15 protein-coding genes are annotated in these 13,843 nt (G+C 70.7%); 6 read left to right on the top strand and 9 right to left on the bottom strand.

All coding sequences use genetic code 11. The annotated features are described in order from the left end of the window. Window positions 1-51: 51 nt before the first annotated feature. A complete protein-coding gene (locus tag ACIRJT_RS25700; RefSeq protein WP_403913227.1) occupies window positions 52-489 on the bottom strand; it encodes a hypothetical protein in 438 nt (145 codons plus the stop codon). Continuing rightward, entirely contained in the window at window positions 483-959 is a 477-nt protein-coding gene (locus ACIRJT_RS25695) for an ATP-binding protein (RefSeq protein ID WP_403913224.1), read from the bottom strand. The genes ACIRJT_RS25700 and ACIRJT_RS25695 overlap by 7 nt, the downstream gene beginning before the upstream one ends. Before the next feature lie 207 nt (window positions 960-1,166). Between ACIRJT_RS25695 and ACIRJT_RS25690 the strand changes: the two genes are divergently transcribed. From ACIRJT_RS25690 to ACIRJT_RS25675, 4 genes are all read left to right on the top strand, one after another. Then, a complete protein-coding gene (locus tag ACIRJT_RS25690; RefSeq protein ID WP_403913221.1) occupies window positions 1,167-2,027 on the top strand; it encodes a helix-turn-helix domain-containing protein in 861 nt (286 codons plus the stop codon). Next, window positions 2,027-2,263 (top strand): DUF397 domain-containing protein, encoded by a 237-nt coding sequence (locus tag ACIRJT_RS25685; protein ID WP_403913218.1) that lies wholly within the window; start codon window positions 2,027-2,029, stop codon window positions 2,261-2,263. Before ACIRJT_RS25690 ends, ACIRJT_RS25685 begins: the two co-directional genes overlap by 1 nt. A 71-nt stretch (window positions 2,264-2,334) precedes the next feature. Further along, window positions 2,335-3,144 (top strand): SAM-dependent methyltransferase, encoded by an 810-nt coding sequence (locus ACIRJT_RS25680; RefSeq protein WP_403913215.1) that lies wholly within the window; start codon window positions 2,335-2,337, stop codon window positions 3,142-3,144. A 28-nt stretch (window positions 3,145-3,172) separates the two neighbouring features. Further along, window positions 3,173-3,607, top strand: a complete 435-nt coding sequence (locus ACIRJT_RS25675; protein ID WP_403913212.1) for a YchJ family protein — start codon at window positions 3,173-3,175, stop codon at window positions 3,605-3,607. A 50-nt stretch (window positions 3,608-3,657) separates the two neighbouring features. On the opposite strand, the gene ACIRJT_RS25670 is transcribed toward ACIRJT_RS25675, so the two are convergent. From ACIRJT_RS25670 to ACIRJT_RS25640, 7 genes are all read right to left on the bottom strand, one after another. Beyond that, window positions 3,658-5,751, bottom strand: coding sequence for an MDR family MFS transporter (locus tag ACIRJT_RS25670; RefSeq protein WP_403913209.1), 2,094 nt, complete (start codon window positions 5,749-5,751; stop codon window positions 3,658-3,660). A gap of 60 nt (window positions 5,752-5,811) precedes the next feature. After that, window positions 5,812-6,666, bottom strand: coding sequence for a hypothetical protein (locus ACIRJT_RS25665; RefSeq protein ID WP_403913207.1), 855 nt, complete (start codon window positions 6,664-6,666; stop codon window positions 5,812-5,814). A gap of 173 nt (window positions 6,667-6,839) precedes the next feature. Continuing rightward, window positions 6,840-7,016, bottom strand: coding sequence for a hypothetical protein (locus tag ACIRJT_RS25660; RefSeq protein WP_164613048.1), 177 nt, complete (start codon window positions 7,014-7,016; stop codon window positions 6,840-6,842). Between the two features lie 508 nt (window positions 7,017-7,524). Then, window positions 7,525-8,739: an acyl-CoA dehydrogenase family protein gene (locus ACIRJT_RS25655; protein ID WP_403913204.1), complete on the bottom strand. Its 1,215-nt coding sequence runs from the start codon at window positions 8,737-8,739 to the stop codon at window positions 7,525-7,527. 4 nt (window positions 8,740-8,743) lie between these two features. Continuing rightward, on the bottom strand, window positions 8,744-9,217 hold the full coding sequence (locus tag ACIRJT_RS25650) for an SCP2 sterol-binding domain-containing protein (protein WP_403913201.1): 474 nt from the start codon (window positions 9,215-9,217) through the stop codon (window positions 8,744-8,746). Window positions 9,218-9,343: 126 nt separating this feature from the next. After that, complete coding sequence (locus tag ACIRJT_RS25645; RefSeq protein WP_403913199.1) at window positions 9,344-9,607, bottom strand: hypothetical protein; 264 nt, start codon at window positions 9,605-9,607, stop codon at window positions 9,344-9,346. A gap of 200 nt (window positions 9,608-9,807) precedes the next feature. After that, window positions 9,808-11,022: a helix-turn-helix domain-containing protein gene (locus ACIRJT_RS25640; RefSeq protein ID WP_403913196.1), complete on the bottom strand. Its 1,215-nt coding sequence runs from the start codon at window positions 11,020-11,022 to the stop codon at window positions 9,808-9,810. An 809-nt stretch (window positions 11,023-11,831) separates the two neighbouring features. On the opposite strand from ACIRJT_RS25640, the gene ACIRJT_RS25635 reads away from it, so the two are divergent. Together ACIRJT_RS25635 and ACIRJT_RS25630 are read left to right on the top strand one after the other, a co-directional pair. Next, window positions 11,832-12,767, top strand: a complete 936-nt coding sequence (locus ACIRJT_RS25635) for a hypothetical protein (protein ID WP_403913194.1) — start codon at window positions 11,832-11,834, stop codon at window positions 12,765-12,767. A gap of 217 nt (window positions 12,768-12,984) precedes the next feature. Beyond that, on the top strand, window positions 12,985-13,641 hold the full coding sequence (locus ACIRJT_RS25630) for a hypothetical protein (RefSeq protein ID WP_403913191.1): 657 nt from the start codon (window positions 12,985-12,987) through the stop codon (window positions 13,639-13,641). Window positions 13,642-13,843: the final 202 nt, after the last annotated feature.

Genomic DNA, 13,843 nt, shown 5'->3' with positions numbered 1-13,843 from the left:
CCGGGCCCGGCTCGTTCCGACGCGGGCCCCGCCGCCCGGCCGCCAGAGAGACTACGGAGCGGACACGACGCTCGGCCTGCCCGCCGCGGCCCAGCTCGGCGCCACCCCGGTCACCTGGCAGACCATCAGGAACAGCGGGATGGGCGGGGTGTACGGAGTGAGGCCGTCCGGAGAGTGGATCAGCCGGGGCCGCCCGCCGGGCACGTCCGCGTCACGCGCGTACGTCACCTGCTCGGGCCAGTCGAGATCCAGGTCGGAACCGGCCGGGACGATCCACCACCAGCGGTCCGCGTCGGCGAAGACGCATCCGGTGCGCGGCAGGTGGGACATGAGGCGGAAGCCGTGCCGGGCGGGCACCCCGACCGCGTCGCAGCCCAGGCTGGCCGACATCGAGGCCGGCAGGACCAGCCGCACCCCGCCGCCACGGGTCTGCTCGGGCTTCAGGGCCCGATGTGCCGCGCGCAGCCTGGTCAGCGCGTTCCTCAGCATGGCTGCTCCGTGCCGGGCAGCTGCTCCGCGCCGTGCGGCAGCTCCGCCCAGACGATGCGCCCGGAGGCGTCCCCGGCGTCGTGCGAACCCCAGGCGCTGCTCATCGCGTCGACCAGGAGCAGACCGCGGCCGTGCTCGTCGTCGGACGAGCGGCGCAGCCGCGGGCCGCCGGGCTGGTGCCCCTGGTCCTGCACGGCTATCCGCAGTCGTCTGCCGATGCGGCTCAGCTCGCACACCACCCGGGTGCTCGCGGTGTGCACGACGGCGTTGGTCACCAGCTCGGAGACGATGAGGACGGCCGCGTCACAGGCGTCGCGGCCCAGCTCCCAGCTGTCGAGCCGTGCTCGCGTCAGCTCGCGCGCACCGGCCACCGACTCGGGGTGCGCCGGCAGCGCGAAGCAGTAACGAAGCGTCTCCGTCCCGGGGCTGAGGTCCATGAGCCGGGGGATGAGCGCACTGCCAGGTGCCACGACCGATTCCTCACAGTGGGGGCTGCGTCACGCTTCGTTTCCCGGGTGAACGGGGGCAGGCGCGACTGAGCGAACTGGTTCGGGAGTCAACTCTCCCCCTGACGATGACACTTGGCAAGGGGCACTCTGAAATTTCCAGAGTGACTGTGTCGTTGGGGGCGCACGCATGGCACACTGCTGGCAAAACAGCGCATGGGGAGGTCTGAAGTGAGCGAACCGCGGTCCGCCCCGACCGTGGGCCAGGTCGTTCTCGGCAAGCGCCTGCAGGATCTGCGCGAGCGTGTCGGCCTGACCCGTGACCAGGCGGCGAAGGTGCTGAGGGTCGCACCGGCGACGATACGCAGAATGGAAACGGCCGAGGTCGGGCTGAAGATCCCCTACGTCCAGCTGCTGCTGAAGGCGTACGGCATCGCCGACCAGGAGGCCGACGCCTTCGTCGACCTGGCCGAGGAGGCGAACAAACCGGGCTGGTGGCAGCGTTTCCACGACGTCCTGCCCGACTGGTTCAGCATGTACGTCAGCCTGGAGGGCGCGGCGAGCCTGCTGCGCATGTACGAGCCGCACTTCGTGCCCGGACTCCTCCAGACCGAGGACTACGCACGTTCCGTGATGCGGACCGGGGCGGTCGGCCAGACCCGGCCCGAGGACATAGAGCGCCACGTGGCGCTGCGGATGGAGCGCCAGTCCCTGCTGGCCAAGGACGACGCCCCCAGACTGTGGGCGATCATGGACGAGACCGTCCTGCGGCGGCCCGTCGGCGGCGCCGGGGTGATGCGCGGGCAGATCGACAAGCTGCTCGCATCCACGGAGCTCCCCCACGTCACGCTTCAGATCGCGGAGTTCGCCACCGGCCACCACCCGGGAACCTACGGACCGTTCGTCCTCTTCCGGTTCGCCGTCCCCGAACTCCCCGACATGGTCTACAGCGAGTACCTGACCGGCGCCGTCTACTTCGACGCCCGCCCCGAGGTGGCCTCCTACCTCGAAGTCATGGACCGCATGGCGGCTCAGGCCGCGACTGCACAACGCACGAAGGAAATCCTCCGGGACTTCCGCAAGGAGCTGTGATGAACCACATATACAACGGCATGCCTGCCGGTGACCTCGGCTCCGAAGGCTGGTACAAGCCGTGGAGCGGCGGGAACGGCGGCAACTGCGTCGAGGCCATGAAGCTCGCCGACGGCCGGGTCGCCGTACGCCAGTCCGCCGACCCGGAAGGCCCCGCTCTCATCTACTCCAACGGAGAGATCGCCGCCTTCATCCAGGGCGCCAAGGCCGGCCAGGCGGACTTCCTCCTCACCTGAGACCGCACCCCGCGACACCTTCGTTCGTTCCCCCATCGCCGACGTACGGACCCCTGACCACGGAGCGTGCCATGACCGGGCAAGATCCCCACTCCATCGAGATCGACACCAGCAAGCCGCATCCGGCCCGGATGTACGACTGGTTCCTCGGCGGCAAGGACAACTACCCGGTCGACGAACAGATGGCGCGACAACTGCTCGCCGTGGACGCGCGGGGCCGCGACATGGCGCGGGTCAACCGGGCGTTCATGCACCGGGCCACCCGCTGGCTCGCCGAGAACGGCGTGCGCCAGTTCCTGGACATCGGCACCGGCATACCCACCGCGCCGAACCTCCACCAGATCGCCCAGCAGGCCGCCCCCGACGCGCGCGTCGTCTACTGCGACAACGACCCGATCGTGCTCGCCCACGCGGCGGCGCTGCTGCGCTCCACGCCCCAGGGCGCCACCGAGTACATCCAGGCGGACGCCCGCAAGCCGGAGACCATTCTGGCTCAGGCCGCCGAGGTCCTGGACTTCGACGAGCCGATCGCCCTGTCGCTGCTGGCCCTGCTGCACTTCATCGACGACGAGGACGGTGCCGGCGACCTGGTCGACAAGCTGGTCGAGCAGCTCCCCTCCGGCAGCTATCTGGTGCTCTCGCACACCACCGGCGACTTCAACCCGGAGGGCGCCGCGCAGGCACGGGCCATGTACAAGGCGCGCGGGATGACGCTGCGTCCCCGCAGCCGCGCCGAACTCACGGCGTTCTTCGACGGTCTCGAACTGGTCGAGCCCGGAGTCTCGCTCTCCGCCGAGTGGCACCCGGAGCTCGGTGAGGTCATCGGCGTCCCGGGCGACGAGCCGATCCCCGGCTACGCCGCCGTGGCCCGCAAACCCTGAGCCCGCCGCCACGCGTCACAATGGACCCATGTCACGACGCACCTCCCGGCCGCGGGGGCCCGCCGCCGCGCGGATCACCCCCGCCTCCCCGTGCCCCTGCGGCCTGCCCGCCGCCTACGGGGAGTGCTGCGGCCGCTTCCACTCCGGGAGCGCCGCCGCGCCGACCTGCGAGGCGCTGATGCGCTCCCGGTACGCGGCCTTCGTCGTCCGGGACGCGGCGTACCTGCTGCGCACCTGGCACCCCGGGACCCGGCCGCCCGGCGTCGACTTCGACCCCGCGATGCGCTGGACGGGGCTGGACATCCTGGACACCACCGAGGGCAGCGCCTTCCACTCCACCGGAACGGTCACCTTCCGCGCCCACTACGCCGACGACGGCCGCCCCGACTCCCTCCACGAGAAGAGCCGCTTCGTCCGGCAGGAGGGCGCCTGGGTCTACACGACGGCGGTCTTCGTCGACTGAGCCCGCCCGCGGGCCGGTGGCCGGGCAGCGACCGGGAGCGGGCCCGGGCCTCAGACCGGGGCCCCCACCCGCCTCGAACCGCCGGGACCGGCCGCCGGGGACAGCTCCTGGGCCAGGTCCTCCGCCAGCAGCCGCTTGGCGATCACGTCCACGGTGGCCCGGAGCCGACGGTCGTCGGGGCGGGCGCCGTCCTCGGCCAGGCGGTCGTTGAGCCAGCGGCCCCAGGCGTCGGAGATCACCGCGGCCTCGCGCCGCCCCGCCGCCGTGTGCGAGAAGATCCGGCCGTCGCCCGTCAGATAGCCCTCCTCGATCATCCGGTCGAAGACCGGCACCAGCACCTCCGGCGGGATGCGGTGCCGGGCCGCGATCAGCCCGAGGCCCGCGTGGCCGACCATCCTGGTGAACAGGTCCACCTGCATCACCGCCCAGGCCCCCGCCATGTCGAGCCGGGTGTCGGACTCGGCGGTGATCCGCCGGGCGGCGTCCGGGCCCGCGCCGTGCAGGATCGCGGCCACGGAGAACTCCAGGACCTTCGCCGAGTCCCCGGTGCCCGGCTGGGCGAAGCCCTCGCCCATGTCCGTCGACCCGAGCCGGGCCGAGTCCCGCAGCTTCACCTCCTTCAGGAACAGCGCGACGACGAAGCCGATCAGCGCGACGGGCACCGTCCACAGGAACACGGTGTGCAGGGTGTCCGCGTACGCCAGTGCCAGCGGTTCCGACTGGGCGGCGGGCAGCGCGTGCAGGGCCTGCGGGTTCTGCGAGGCACGGGCCAGGGCCGCCGGGTCGCCGCCCGCCGCCACCGCCCGCGCGACGCCGTCGGTGAGGTTGGGCTTCAGCGCGTTGGCGTAGATGGTGCCGAACACCGCGGTGCCGAAGGCGCTGCCCAGGGTGCGGAAGAACGTCACCCCCGACGTGGCCGTGCCCAGGTCCTCGTAGTCGACGGTGTTCTGCACGGCGATCGTCAGCACCTGCATGGCCAGGCCGATGCCGAGCCCCAGCACCACCATGTAGAGCGACTCCAGCCAGACGCCTGTCCCCGGCCCCATCCGGGACAGGAGGAACAGCCCGGCCGCCATGACCAGGGTCCCCACGATCGGGAACACCCGGTAGCGGCCCGTCTTGCTCACCACGTTGCCGCTGAAGATCGAGGCGACCAGCAGACCGACGACCAGCGGCAGCGTCCGCACCCCCGACAGGGTCGCCGAGTCCCCGTCCACGTACTGGAGATAGGTCGGCAGGAAGATCATCGAGCCGAGCATCGCGAAGCCCACGATGAAGCTGAGGATCGAGCAGACCGTGAACACCGGGTTCCGGAACAGCCGCATCGGCAGCATCGGTTCCTTCGCCCGCTTCTCCACCACGCAGAACAGCGCCAGGGCGATCAGCCCGCCGACGAACAGCCCGATGATCATGGGCGAGCCCCAGCCGTACTCGTTCCCGCCCCAGCTGGTCGCCAGGATCAGCGCGCTCGCCCCGACGGTGACCAGCGCGATCCCGGAGTAGTCGATGACCGGCCGGCCGGCGGCCTTCACCGACGGGATGTTCCGGGCGGCGGCGATCACCACCACGATGGCGATCGGCACATTGACGTAGAACGCCCAGCGCCAGGTCAGATGGTCGGTGAAGAGTCCGCCGAGCAGCGGCCCGATCACGGTCGAGATGCCGAAGACCGCCCCGATCGCGCCCTGGTACTTGCCCCGTTCGCGCAGCGGGATCACATCCGCGATCAGCGCCATCGACGTGACCATGAGTCCGCCCGCGCCGATGCCCTGCATACCGCGCCAGATGATCAGCAGCAGCATGTCCGACGCGAGGCCGCACAGGAACGAACCCGTGATGAAGATGATCGCCGAGACCTGGAAGACCAGCTTCCGCCCGAACAGGTCGCCGAACTTGCCGACCAGGACGGTCGCCACCGTCTCCGCCAGCAGATAGGCGGTGACCACCCACGACATGTGCGCGGCCCCGCCCAGGTCCGAGACGATCGTCGGCAGGGCCGTACCCACGATCGTCTGGTCCAGTGCCGCGAGCAGCATGCCCAGCACGATCGTGGCGAAGACGATGTTCCGCCGCCGCCGGTCGAGGACGGGCGGCGGCGCGGCTGCACTCTGCGCGGCGGGGGCTTGCTCGCTGGCAGTGGTCACCCCTGCACCCTCACACCGGCTCAGGACCCCCGCATGCGGGGGCGGGCCGGACGGGGGTGGTCAGCGGGGCAGCGAGGCGATCGACGTCTTCAGCCGCGCCACGAACGCCTCCCGGACGTCCTCGCCGACCCGGTCGAGCGACAGATACGGGTTGAGGTCCTCCAGCTCGACGAGCAGCAGCGCGCCGTCCTTCGCCCGGCAGGCGTCGACCCGCTGGATCCCGTGGTCGAGGGAGTTCCAGGCGATGAAGCGCCGGGCGAATTCCAGGTCCTCCGCGCTCGCCGCGTACGGCTCCAGCGCCCAGCGCCGCTCCGGGTCCGGCGCGTACAGCGCGTACCGGAAGTCGTCGTCGACGAAGTAGAAGGACACCTCGTGGCGGAAGTCGATCCGCGGCTGGACCAGGAGCGAGCCCTCGGCCGCCCGCTCCAGCTCGGTGGCCGCCTGCGCCGCTGTGACGAACCGCAGCCCGACCGAGTCGGCTCCCAGCTTCGGCTTGACGACGTAGGCGGGGACGTCGGGCAGCTCCGGCAGATCCGCCGCCCGGTCCACCGTGGGGATGACGGGGAGGCCGGCCCGGCTCATCTCGACCAGATACTCCTTGCCCGCCATGTCACCGCGCCCGCCCAGCGGGTTGTAGACCGGCGTCCGCAGCTCCCTGGCCCGGGAGCAGAAAGCGTCGTACGCCTCCCGGTAGTGCAGCACCGGCCCGCTGTTGCGGATGAGCACGGTGTCGAAGCCCTCCAGCAGCGCGGCCGCGTCCCGGGGGTGGCAGAGCGCGACATCGAACGACTCGCGCAGCCGGGAGCCGAGGTGGATGTCCTCGTCGCAGTAGCGGCGGCCACGGGCCTCGTACGCGAGATCGGTGACGAGTAGGAGCGACGTGCGGCGTGCGCCGACGGGTGACGCGGCGGTCATGAGGCTCTCCCGGGATGAGGACGCGGACGGACGATCACTATCGCCGACGCCCGGACGGCCTCGCGGAGGGGGTGGTTCCTCTCGCGCCCGGATCCCTCGCGCCTGTATCCCCCAAGTCCGCATCCCTCGAGTCCGGGGGCTCACCGCTCGCGGCGGGCCCCGCCGCTGCGCGGTCAGCCGGCTTCCGTGGACCCGCCCCGTACGGCCGCCACCCACTCCACGAGCAGCCGCTCGTACTCCCGGCGGCCCTCGGGCGACACCACACCACCGTCGGCGACCAGAGCGCGGATCTCCGCGTTCAGTTCAACCATCGGGCGGGCAGGCGTCGGCTCGGTCGAAGTGGAGGTCATGTGAAGAGGCTAGTGGCAGGGAGGCCGGAGAGGCACCGGTCAAACGTGTGGGGCCCACCACGGGCACCGTTCGCCGTCGTCTCCGGAGCGGCGCCGAGACGCTGTCGTCCCGTGCCGCGACGCCCTCCACACCGTCGTCACCGATCGCCGCGGATCGTCACGACGGGGCGATCCGAAGCCTGTTGTCGCACGTCGGCGGTGTGTGGTGGGGCCTCGGCGCAGTCGCGTACACACCTCGACGCGCTCGGTGACGATCTCCGTCCGGCCCGGCCCGACGAAGATTTTCACGGCTCCGTTCCACGTCGGCGTCCGCGTTCGGGGCGACGAGAATCACACGGATCCGGAGCGGATCGGGCCCGGATCGGGGGCGGATTCAGCGGGATGGACGGGCGCTTCGGCGGCCGGAGGGTCGGCCGGTGGGGCGGTCCGTTCGCCCCACCGGCCCTCGCGACGCCGGCCCCAACCCTTCGCCGCCGCCGCCGCGGCGACCGTCGCCCCCACCCTCTCCTCAGCGGATGTGCCGACCAGAGATCGCCCGCGCGATGACGAGGCGCTGGATCTCGCTGGTGCCCTCGAAGATGGTGTAGATCTTGGCGTCGCGGTACATCCGCTCCACCGGATGCTCCCTGCTGTAGCCCGCGCCGCCGAGGATCTGGACCGCCTTCTCCGTTGCCGCGACCGCGAGTTCGCCGGCCCGCAGCTTCGACATGGAGCCCTGGCCCGCGTCGAAGGTCCGGTCGTTGCGGGCCATCCAGGCGGCCTGCCAGATCAGCAGGCGTACGGCTTCGATCTCGGTGCGTATATCGGCCAGGGCGAAGGCGATCGACTGGTTCTCGATGATCGGCCTGCCGAACGCCTCGCGCTCACCGGCGTATTCCAGGGCGTACTCGTAGGCCGCACGGGCGATCCCGAGCGCTTGCGCCGCCACGGTCGGGCGGCTGACCTCGAAAGTCGCCATCGCCGCCTGGCCCTTGGCGGTGCCGCCCCCGCGCGCCCTGGCGAGGCGGGCGTCCAGCTTCTCCTTCCCGCCCAGCAGGCAGTGCCCCGGTACGGTCACCTCGTCGAGGAAGAGATCCGCGGTGTGCGAGGCGCGCAGCCCCAGCTTCTTGACCGTACGGCCGGCCGTCAGGCCCTTCGTGCCGGGCGGCACGATGAACGCGGCCTGTCCGCGGGACCCCAGTGCCGGATCGACCGAGGCGACGACGACGTGGACCTCGGCGATGCCGCCGTTGGTGATCCACGCCTTCTGACCGGAGATCACCCAGGAGTCGCTCGCCTCGATGTAGCTGGCCTTCGTCGTCATCGCGGAGACGTCGGATCCGGCTCCCGGTTCGGAGACGCAGAAGGCGGCGACCTTCGGATCGTCCTCGTCGCCGTAGCACTGGGGGACCCACTCGGCGAGCTGGTCCGGGGTGCCGGAGGCGAAGATTCCGGCGACCGCGAGCGAGGTGCCGAACAGGGCCATGCCGATGCCCGCGTCGCCCCAGAACAACTCCTCGTTGGCGATCTGGAGGGAAAGCCCCGTGGGGTCCCCGTACAGGTCGGCGAGCGACTCGAATCCGTACAGCCCGATCCGTGCGGCCTCCTGGATCACCGGCCAGGGGGTTTCCTCCCGGGCGTCCCACTCGGCGGCGGCCGGGCGTACCACCTGGGCGGCGAAGCCGTGGACCCAGTCGCGCAGGTCGCGCTGCTCCTCGGTCAGGGCGAGGGAGAAGAAGCTCATGCGCTCACGCCTTCGGGATGTCGAAGTAGCGGGTCAGGCCGGAGGCGAGGCCGACGTCACCGGCGACCTTGAGCTTGCGGGTCATGAACATGGTGACGGGATTGCCGTTGCCGGAGACGAGCTTGAGGAACTCCGCGTCGCCCATCACCAGCGTGGTGCGCGGTTCGGCGTCCGACCGGCCGGGGGTGACCCGGCAGGCTCCGTCGGCTATCGCGGTCTCGTAGACGGCGTCGCTCTCCCCGGTGATCTTCCAGCGGATCAGCGCGGTGAGGCCGCCGGCCGCCTCGGGCCGGAACTGCTGCCTCATCCGGCCGAAGACCTCGCCGAGTATCCGGGTGCGCAGCTCGCCCCGCATGACCTCGGCGAGCTGCTTCGCGGACAGGTTCTTGACGATCCGGGCGAACTCCTCGGGCGCGACCGCCGCGAAGTCGAGCCCGGACAGGTCGTCGGTGAGGTTGCCGCTGCTGGTTCCGTCCACGCCAGTTCCTTACTCCAAAGTAAACTTACTTTTGAGTAAGGTAAGGGGAGCGGCGAAGCCCCGCAAGGCCGGTCCGGGGCAGGTCGCGGTGAGAGGAGCGGGCGGGAGGCGGGGGGTGCGGGGCGGTCAGAAGGGCGAACCGGGCAGCACGGCGAGTCCGGGGTGGTGTGAGGCCAGCACCTTGTTGGCGCGGGCCAGGTCGGACAGGGCCTGTTCGCGGTCGGCCTGGTCCTCGACGCCGAGCCGGGGGCCGCGGAACCTGCGTACCTCGCGGGCCGCGCAGTCGGCGTCGAACTCCGCCTGGAGGATGTGCGGCGGAATGCACGAACCGATCAGCGCGGCGACCCGGTCCGGGATCGGCACGGGGACGAGGAGGTGCGAGGCGGTCATGGGACGTTCCCTCTCGGATGGTTGGCCAGGAGGCGGTGCACGGGCCTGCCGCTTGATGGGCGGCAGGTTCCTTCCTGTGTACGGGACGCGGTTCCGGGTTTCTCGTCGGATACGTCTCCGTGTCGCAACCGTTTGGGACTGACCGTCTATTTCGCCTTACGCGCCGGTAAGTTGACCCGCCGCGCCGAACGTGATCCGGATCAGGGGGATGTGCCCGAGGCGCGGGAGCGCAGCCGCAGCGCGCGCAGCACCGCCTCGGTGGCGAAACGGCTCTCGGGATCGACGAGTTGGTCACCGAAGATGGTCTCCAGGCTCCGCATGCGGTAGCGCACGGTCTGCGGGTGGACATCCAGCAGTGCGCCCATCTGGGCCGCGGTGCCCCGGGTGTCGAGCCAGATCCGCAGCGTCTCGACCAGCCGGTCGCGGCGGGTGGCGCTGATACCCGCGACGGCGGCCAGCTCCCGCTGTGCGAGCTGGTCCAGCAGGGCGGGGTCGGACAGCAGCCACAGGGTGGTGAGGTGGTCCTCGCAGCGGATCAGCGGTGCGTCGTCGATCACGCCGGAGTCGACCAGCTCCAGGACCCGGCGGGCCCAGCGGATCGACTCGCAGGCCAGCGCCGCGGGAACGGTCAGCCCGATCGCCGCGCGGCCGGCCGGCAGGGCCTGTTCCAGCATCGATCTTCGTGCGTCGTCCAGTGTCCCGGGGATCAGCAGATGCGGCTGCGGGGCGCTGAGGTCGACGAGGAGGTCGCGGTCCGCGCTGAGCCGGTCCAGCTCCGCCGGGGCGCGGACGGCGACCAGGGTGACCTCCTCCGGAAGCGCCCACCCGACCTGTTCGCACAGATCGGCGATGGCGCTGCCGGGCGCCGGGCGTCCGGCGAGGATGAGGTGGAGCAGGCGGCGGCGCAGCGCCTCGCTGTGCTCGCCCGACTGGGAGTGCACCTCCTGGAATCCCTCGCGGGAAAGCGATTCCAGTTCGTCGACGTAGGCGAAGAGCGCGTCGGCGAAGCTCAGCATCAGGGTCGGGGACAGGTGATAGCTCTGTCCGACCTTCTTCGCCCGCCGCAGGGCCACTCGTGCGCCCAGCCGGTAGGCCCCCTGGAGGGTGTCCATGCTCCGGCCCTCGTACGCCTCGAACCGTCCGAAGCGCCGGCACATGTCGTCCCGGAGCGTGGTGGAGGAGGAGGGCTCGGCCACCAGGTCGACGAAGGAGGCGAGGCTCTGCTCCACGCCCACCCGGATGGCCTGCCCGGTCGGACCGTCGAGCAGTCGGGCGTATTCCGGATAGGCCCGGGTCACCTCGACGCCGATTTCCTTGATGAGGCTGGGCAGTTCCGGTCGCATGATCGCCGCGAATTCCTGCGGGAGCGGCCCCAGCGGGTCCTCGGTATCCAACGGCTGTATGAGATGTGACATGACAAGTCCCCTTGCTCTCGGCGCCCGGTGGTGGGGTGAGGCGGTGGGGGAAAGCGCTCCCACGAACCGACAGGTGCGTACCAAGTTCGCGACGAAGATAGACCAACGAACAGGCACTGCACACCACTTGGACAAGATCGAAGTGCAGGGGGCACACATCCTGGCCGCACTGTGCGACTTCCGTGCAGGTCGGGCGGTGCTGCGCGCTTTCGGACAATGAATTTCGGCCGCCTGCTCCGGCGATGACAACAAAGCCCTTCCGCCGCCCCGAAGTGTTCCCGATGGGGTGCGCGCTACGTCGGTCGAACCGCGGGGCGGAGGGGCTCGCAGGCGGTTCACCATGACGAATGTGAACGGGCGTTCTCTCGTGGTCGGATACTTTCGGCCGCATGGCTGATTCGCGCACCATTCGCGCGGGAGTGGAAGCGGAACCTCCGCGGCCCCTGCCCCCGCGGCGCAGCGTGCGCACAGCACGCGGGGTTCCGGTCGTCGGTGCGCGATTCCCTGCCCCGGGGTGCGCATTCCTTGACAAGGAAGCGGCGCCCCGATGCTCATTTCCGGATCAAAAAGAGTGTGGTGCAAAGAATCTTAGACGGACGGATTGTGTCGCCCTGTTTCCCGCGAGTAACATCACGCCTCGATCAATTCGGTCACGAAATCTGCCCGAAATTTGATGCTCCGATCCTCCGCCCCCGGGCCCACCCGAGGCTCCATCACCGTCGAGAAATCGTCGCGGTGCGGGCTCGCGTTGCAGAACCGGTCAACTTCGTGCACGAGGCCGCGCCACGGCGGCCGACAGAGGGGACGACATGAGATCCGTTTCCAATCGAACCCGCGTAGGTCTTCTCGCGGCGTTCACGGCATTCAGCGCTGTGCTCTCCACCGGCTCGGCCACCGCCGCCACCCAGCTCAACGGCGACTGGGCGCCCTTCGACCGCTGCCCGGTCGACGCGCCCGCCATGCTGGCCGCGGACGGTGTCAACACCATCGCGACCTGCATAGCGTCGAGTTCGGCCACCGGAACCATCACGCTGGGCAAGACGAAGGTCTCCACCGGCAACACCGATCTGCAGCTCGGTGTCATCCAGCGACCCGACGGCGCCGCCTCGCTGGTGGCCCCGCCCGAAGGGGCGCTGACCGCGGACCCGGCGGAGATCCCCGGTGGGCTGATCGGGCTCATGTGCCCCAGCGGAATTCCTCTCGTATCGGGAATCTGCCGCCAGCTGACGGACAACAATCTCAACCGTGTGACGGCCACCATCGAACCGGCCGGAGCGCCGCGCGACTTCAATATGAGCGCGGCATTCTCCACCGGTGAGCCCATTCTCACCATTCCGGTCCGCATCCACCTCAAGAATCCGTTCCTCGGTGACAAGTGCTACATCGGGACCACGTCCAACCCGGTGCTCCTGAAGCCGCAGAACGTGACGGCGCCGAGCCTCTCGCTCCAGCGGTTCTCGGCCGACGGCACGCCGAACGACGACGAGGGCGAGATGGGGCGCTACACCTTCGCCGGCGCCGACCAGGGTGACGCCACGTTCGCCGTTCCCGGGGCCAGCGGCTGCGGTGCCGGCCTCCTGGACTGGGCGGTGAACCTCAAGACCGGTCTCCCGTCCGCCGCCGGAAAGAACAGCGTGACGCTCGACGCCACCACGACGTACTTCGGCAGCCCCTACGACCCCGCCGGCCTCGCGCCGAACGAGGGCAGGAAGCTGTCCGAATTCTGGCACTCCGCGAAGCGGTAGGCCCCGCTCCCGATCCGCCGGACCCGCCCGCCCCGACCCGAGTACGAGGAGGTGATGCGCGACCCGCCCCCCAGTCCGTGTCCGCGCACCTCGACACGAGCCGGTGACGTGGACCCGCCGAGCGCCGCACCGTCCGGCACGGCGAGCAACTGAGCAAAGCGCCTCTCCAGTCACGTTCAGTCGAATCCCCAACGGGACGAGAAAAGGGAGTACCCCCATGTTCAAGCGAACCGGTGTCCTGACCGCGATCGGTGCCGCCGCGGCATCCGTCGTCCTGGCCGCCCCGTCGGCCGTCGCCGCGCCGACCAGCTGGACGATCAGCCCGACCGGCGCCTTCAACGGCAGCGCCGGGGTGACCGTCCTGACCGACAACAACGGCAACAAGATCCAGTGTGCGACCTCCGCGGCCTCGGGCTCGGCGCCGACCTCCCCGGTCGCCGGGAGCCCGGCCAAGCTCGCGTCCATCTCGGGGATCTCGTTCAACTCGCCGTGCACCGGGCCGTTCAGCTCGACGTGGACGGTGACCACCACGCCGCCGTGGGAGATCTGGGGCCTGGACTACACGGCGGGCGCCGGCACCAACTCCACGGGCCAGGTGACCGGTGAGATCAGAGCGATCAAGGCGAAGGTGTCCGGGAACAGCGTCCTCGGCCCGTGCACCTTCGACGTGACCGGCAAGGTCGCTGCCAAGTACAACAACCCGACCCTGAACGGGAGCAACGGCACGCTGAACACCGCCGGCGGCGGGCTCACCCTCGCCATCGCCAACAAGGTCGGCGGCGGCTGCGGCATCGTCGGCACCACCGCCAGCTTCCAGGGGCTGTACACCATCGTGAACGCGGCGACGGGCAAGTCCCCGGTCATCAGCGGGTGACCCACCGCCGATGACGTCCCGTACGTGAGCGTCGGGGGGGGGGGGGGGGGCCCCCCCCCCCCCCCCCCCCCCCCCCCGCGGGGCGCCCCCCCCCCCCCCCCCCCCCCCCCCCCCCCCCGCCCCCCCCCCGCCCCCCGGCGCCCCCCGGCGCCCGCCCCCCCCCCCCGGCCCGGGCGGGGGGCCCCGCCTGCATATCCTGGCG

The sequence above is a fragment of the Streptomyces sp. NPDC102283 genome (genome assembly GCF_044766265.1).
Taxonomy (GTDB): Bacteria; Actinomycetota; Actinomycetes; order Streptomycetales; family Streptomycetaceae; genus Streptomyces.
This window is presented reverse-complemented; position numbering and strand designations above follow the sequence as displayed.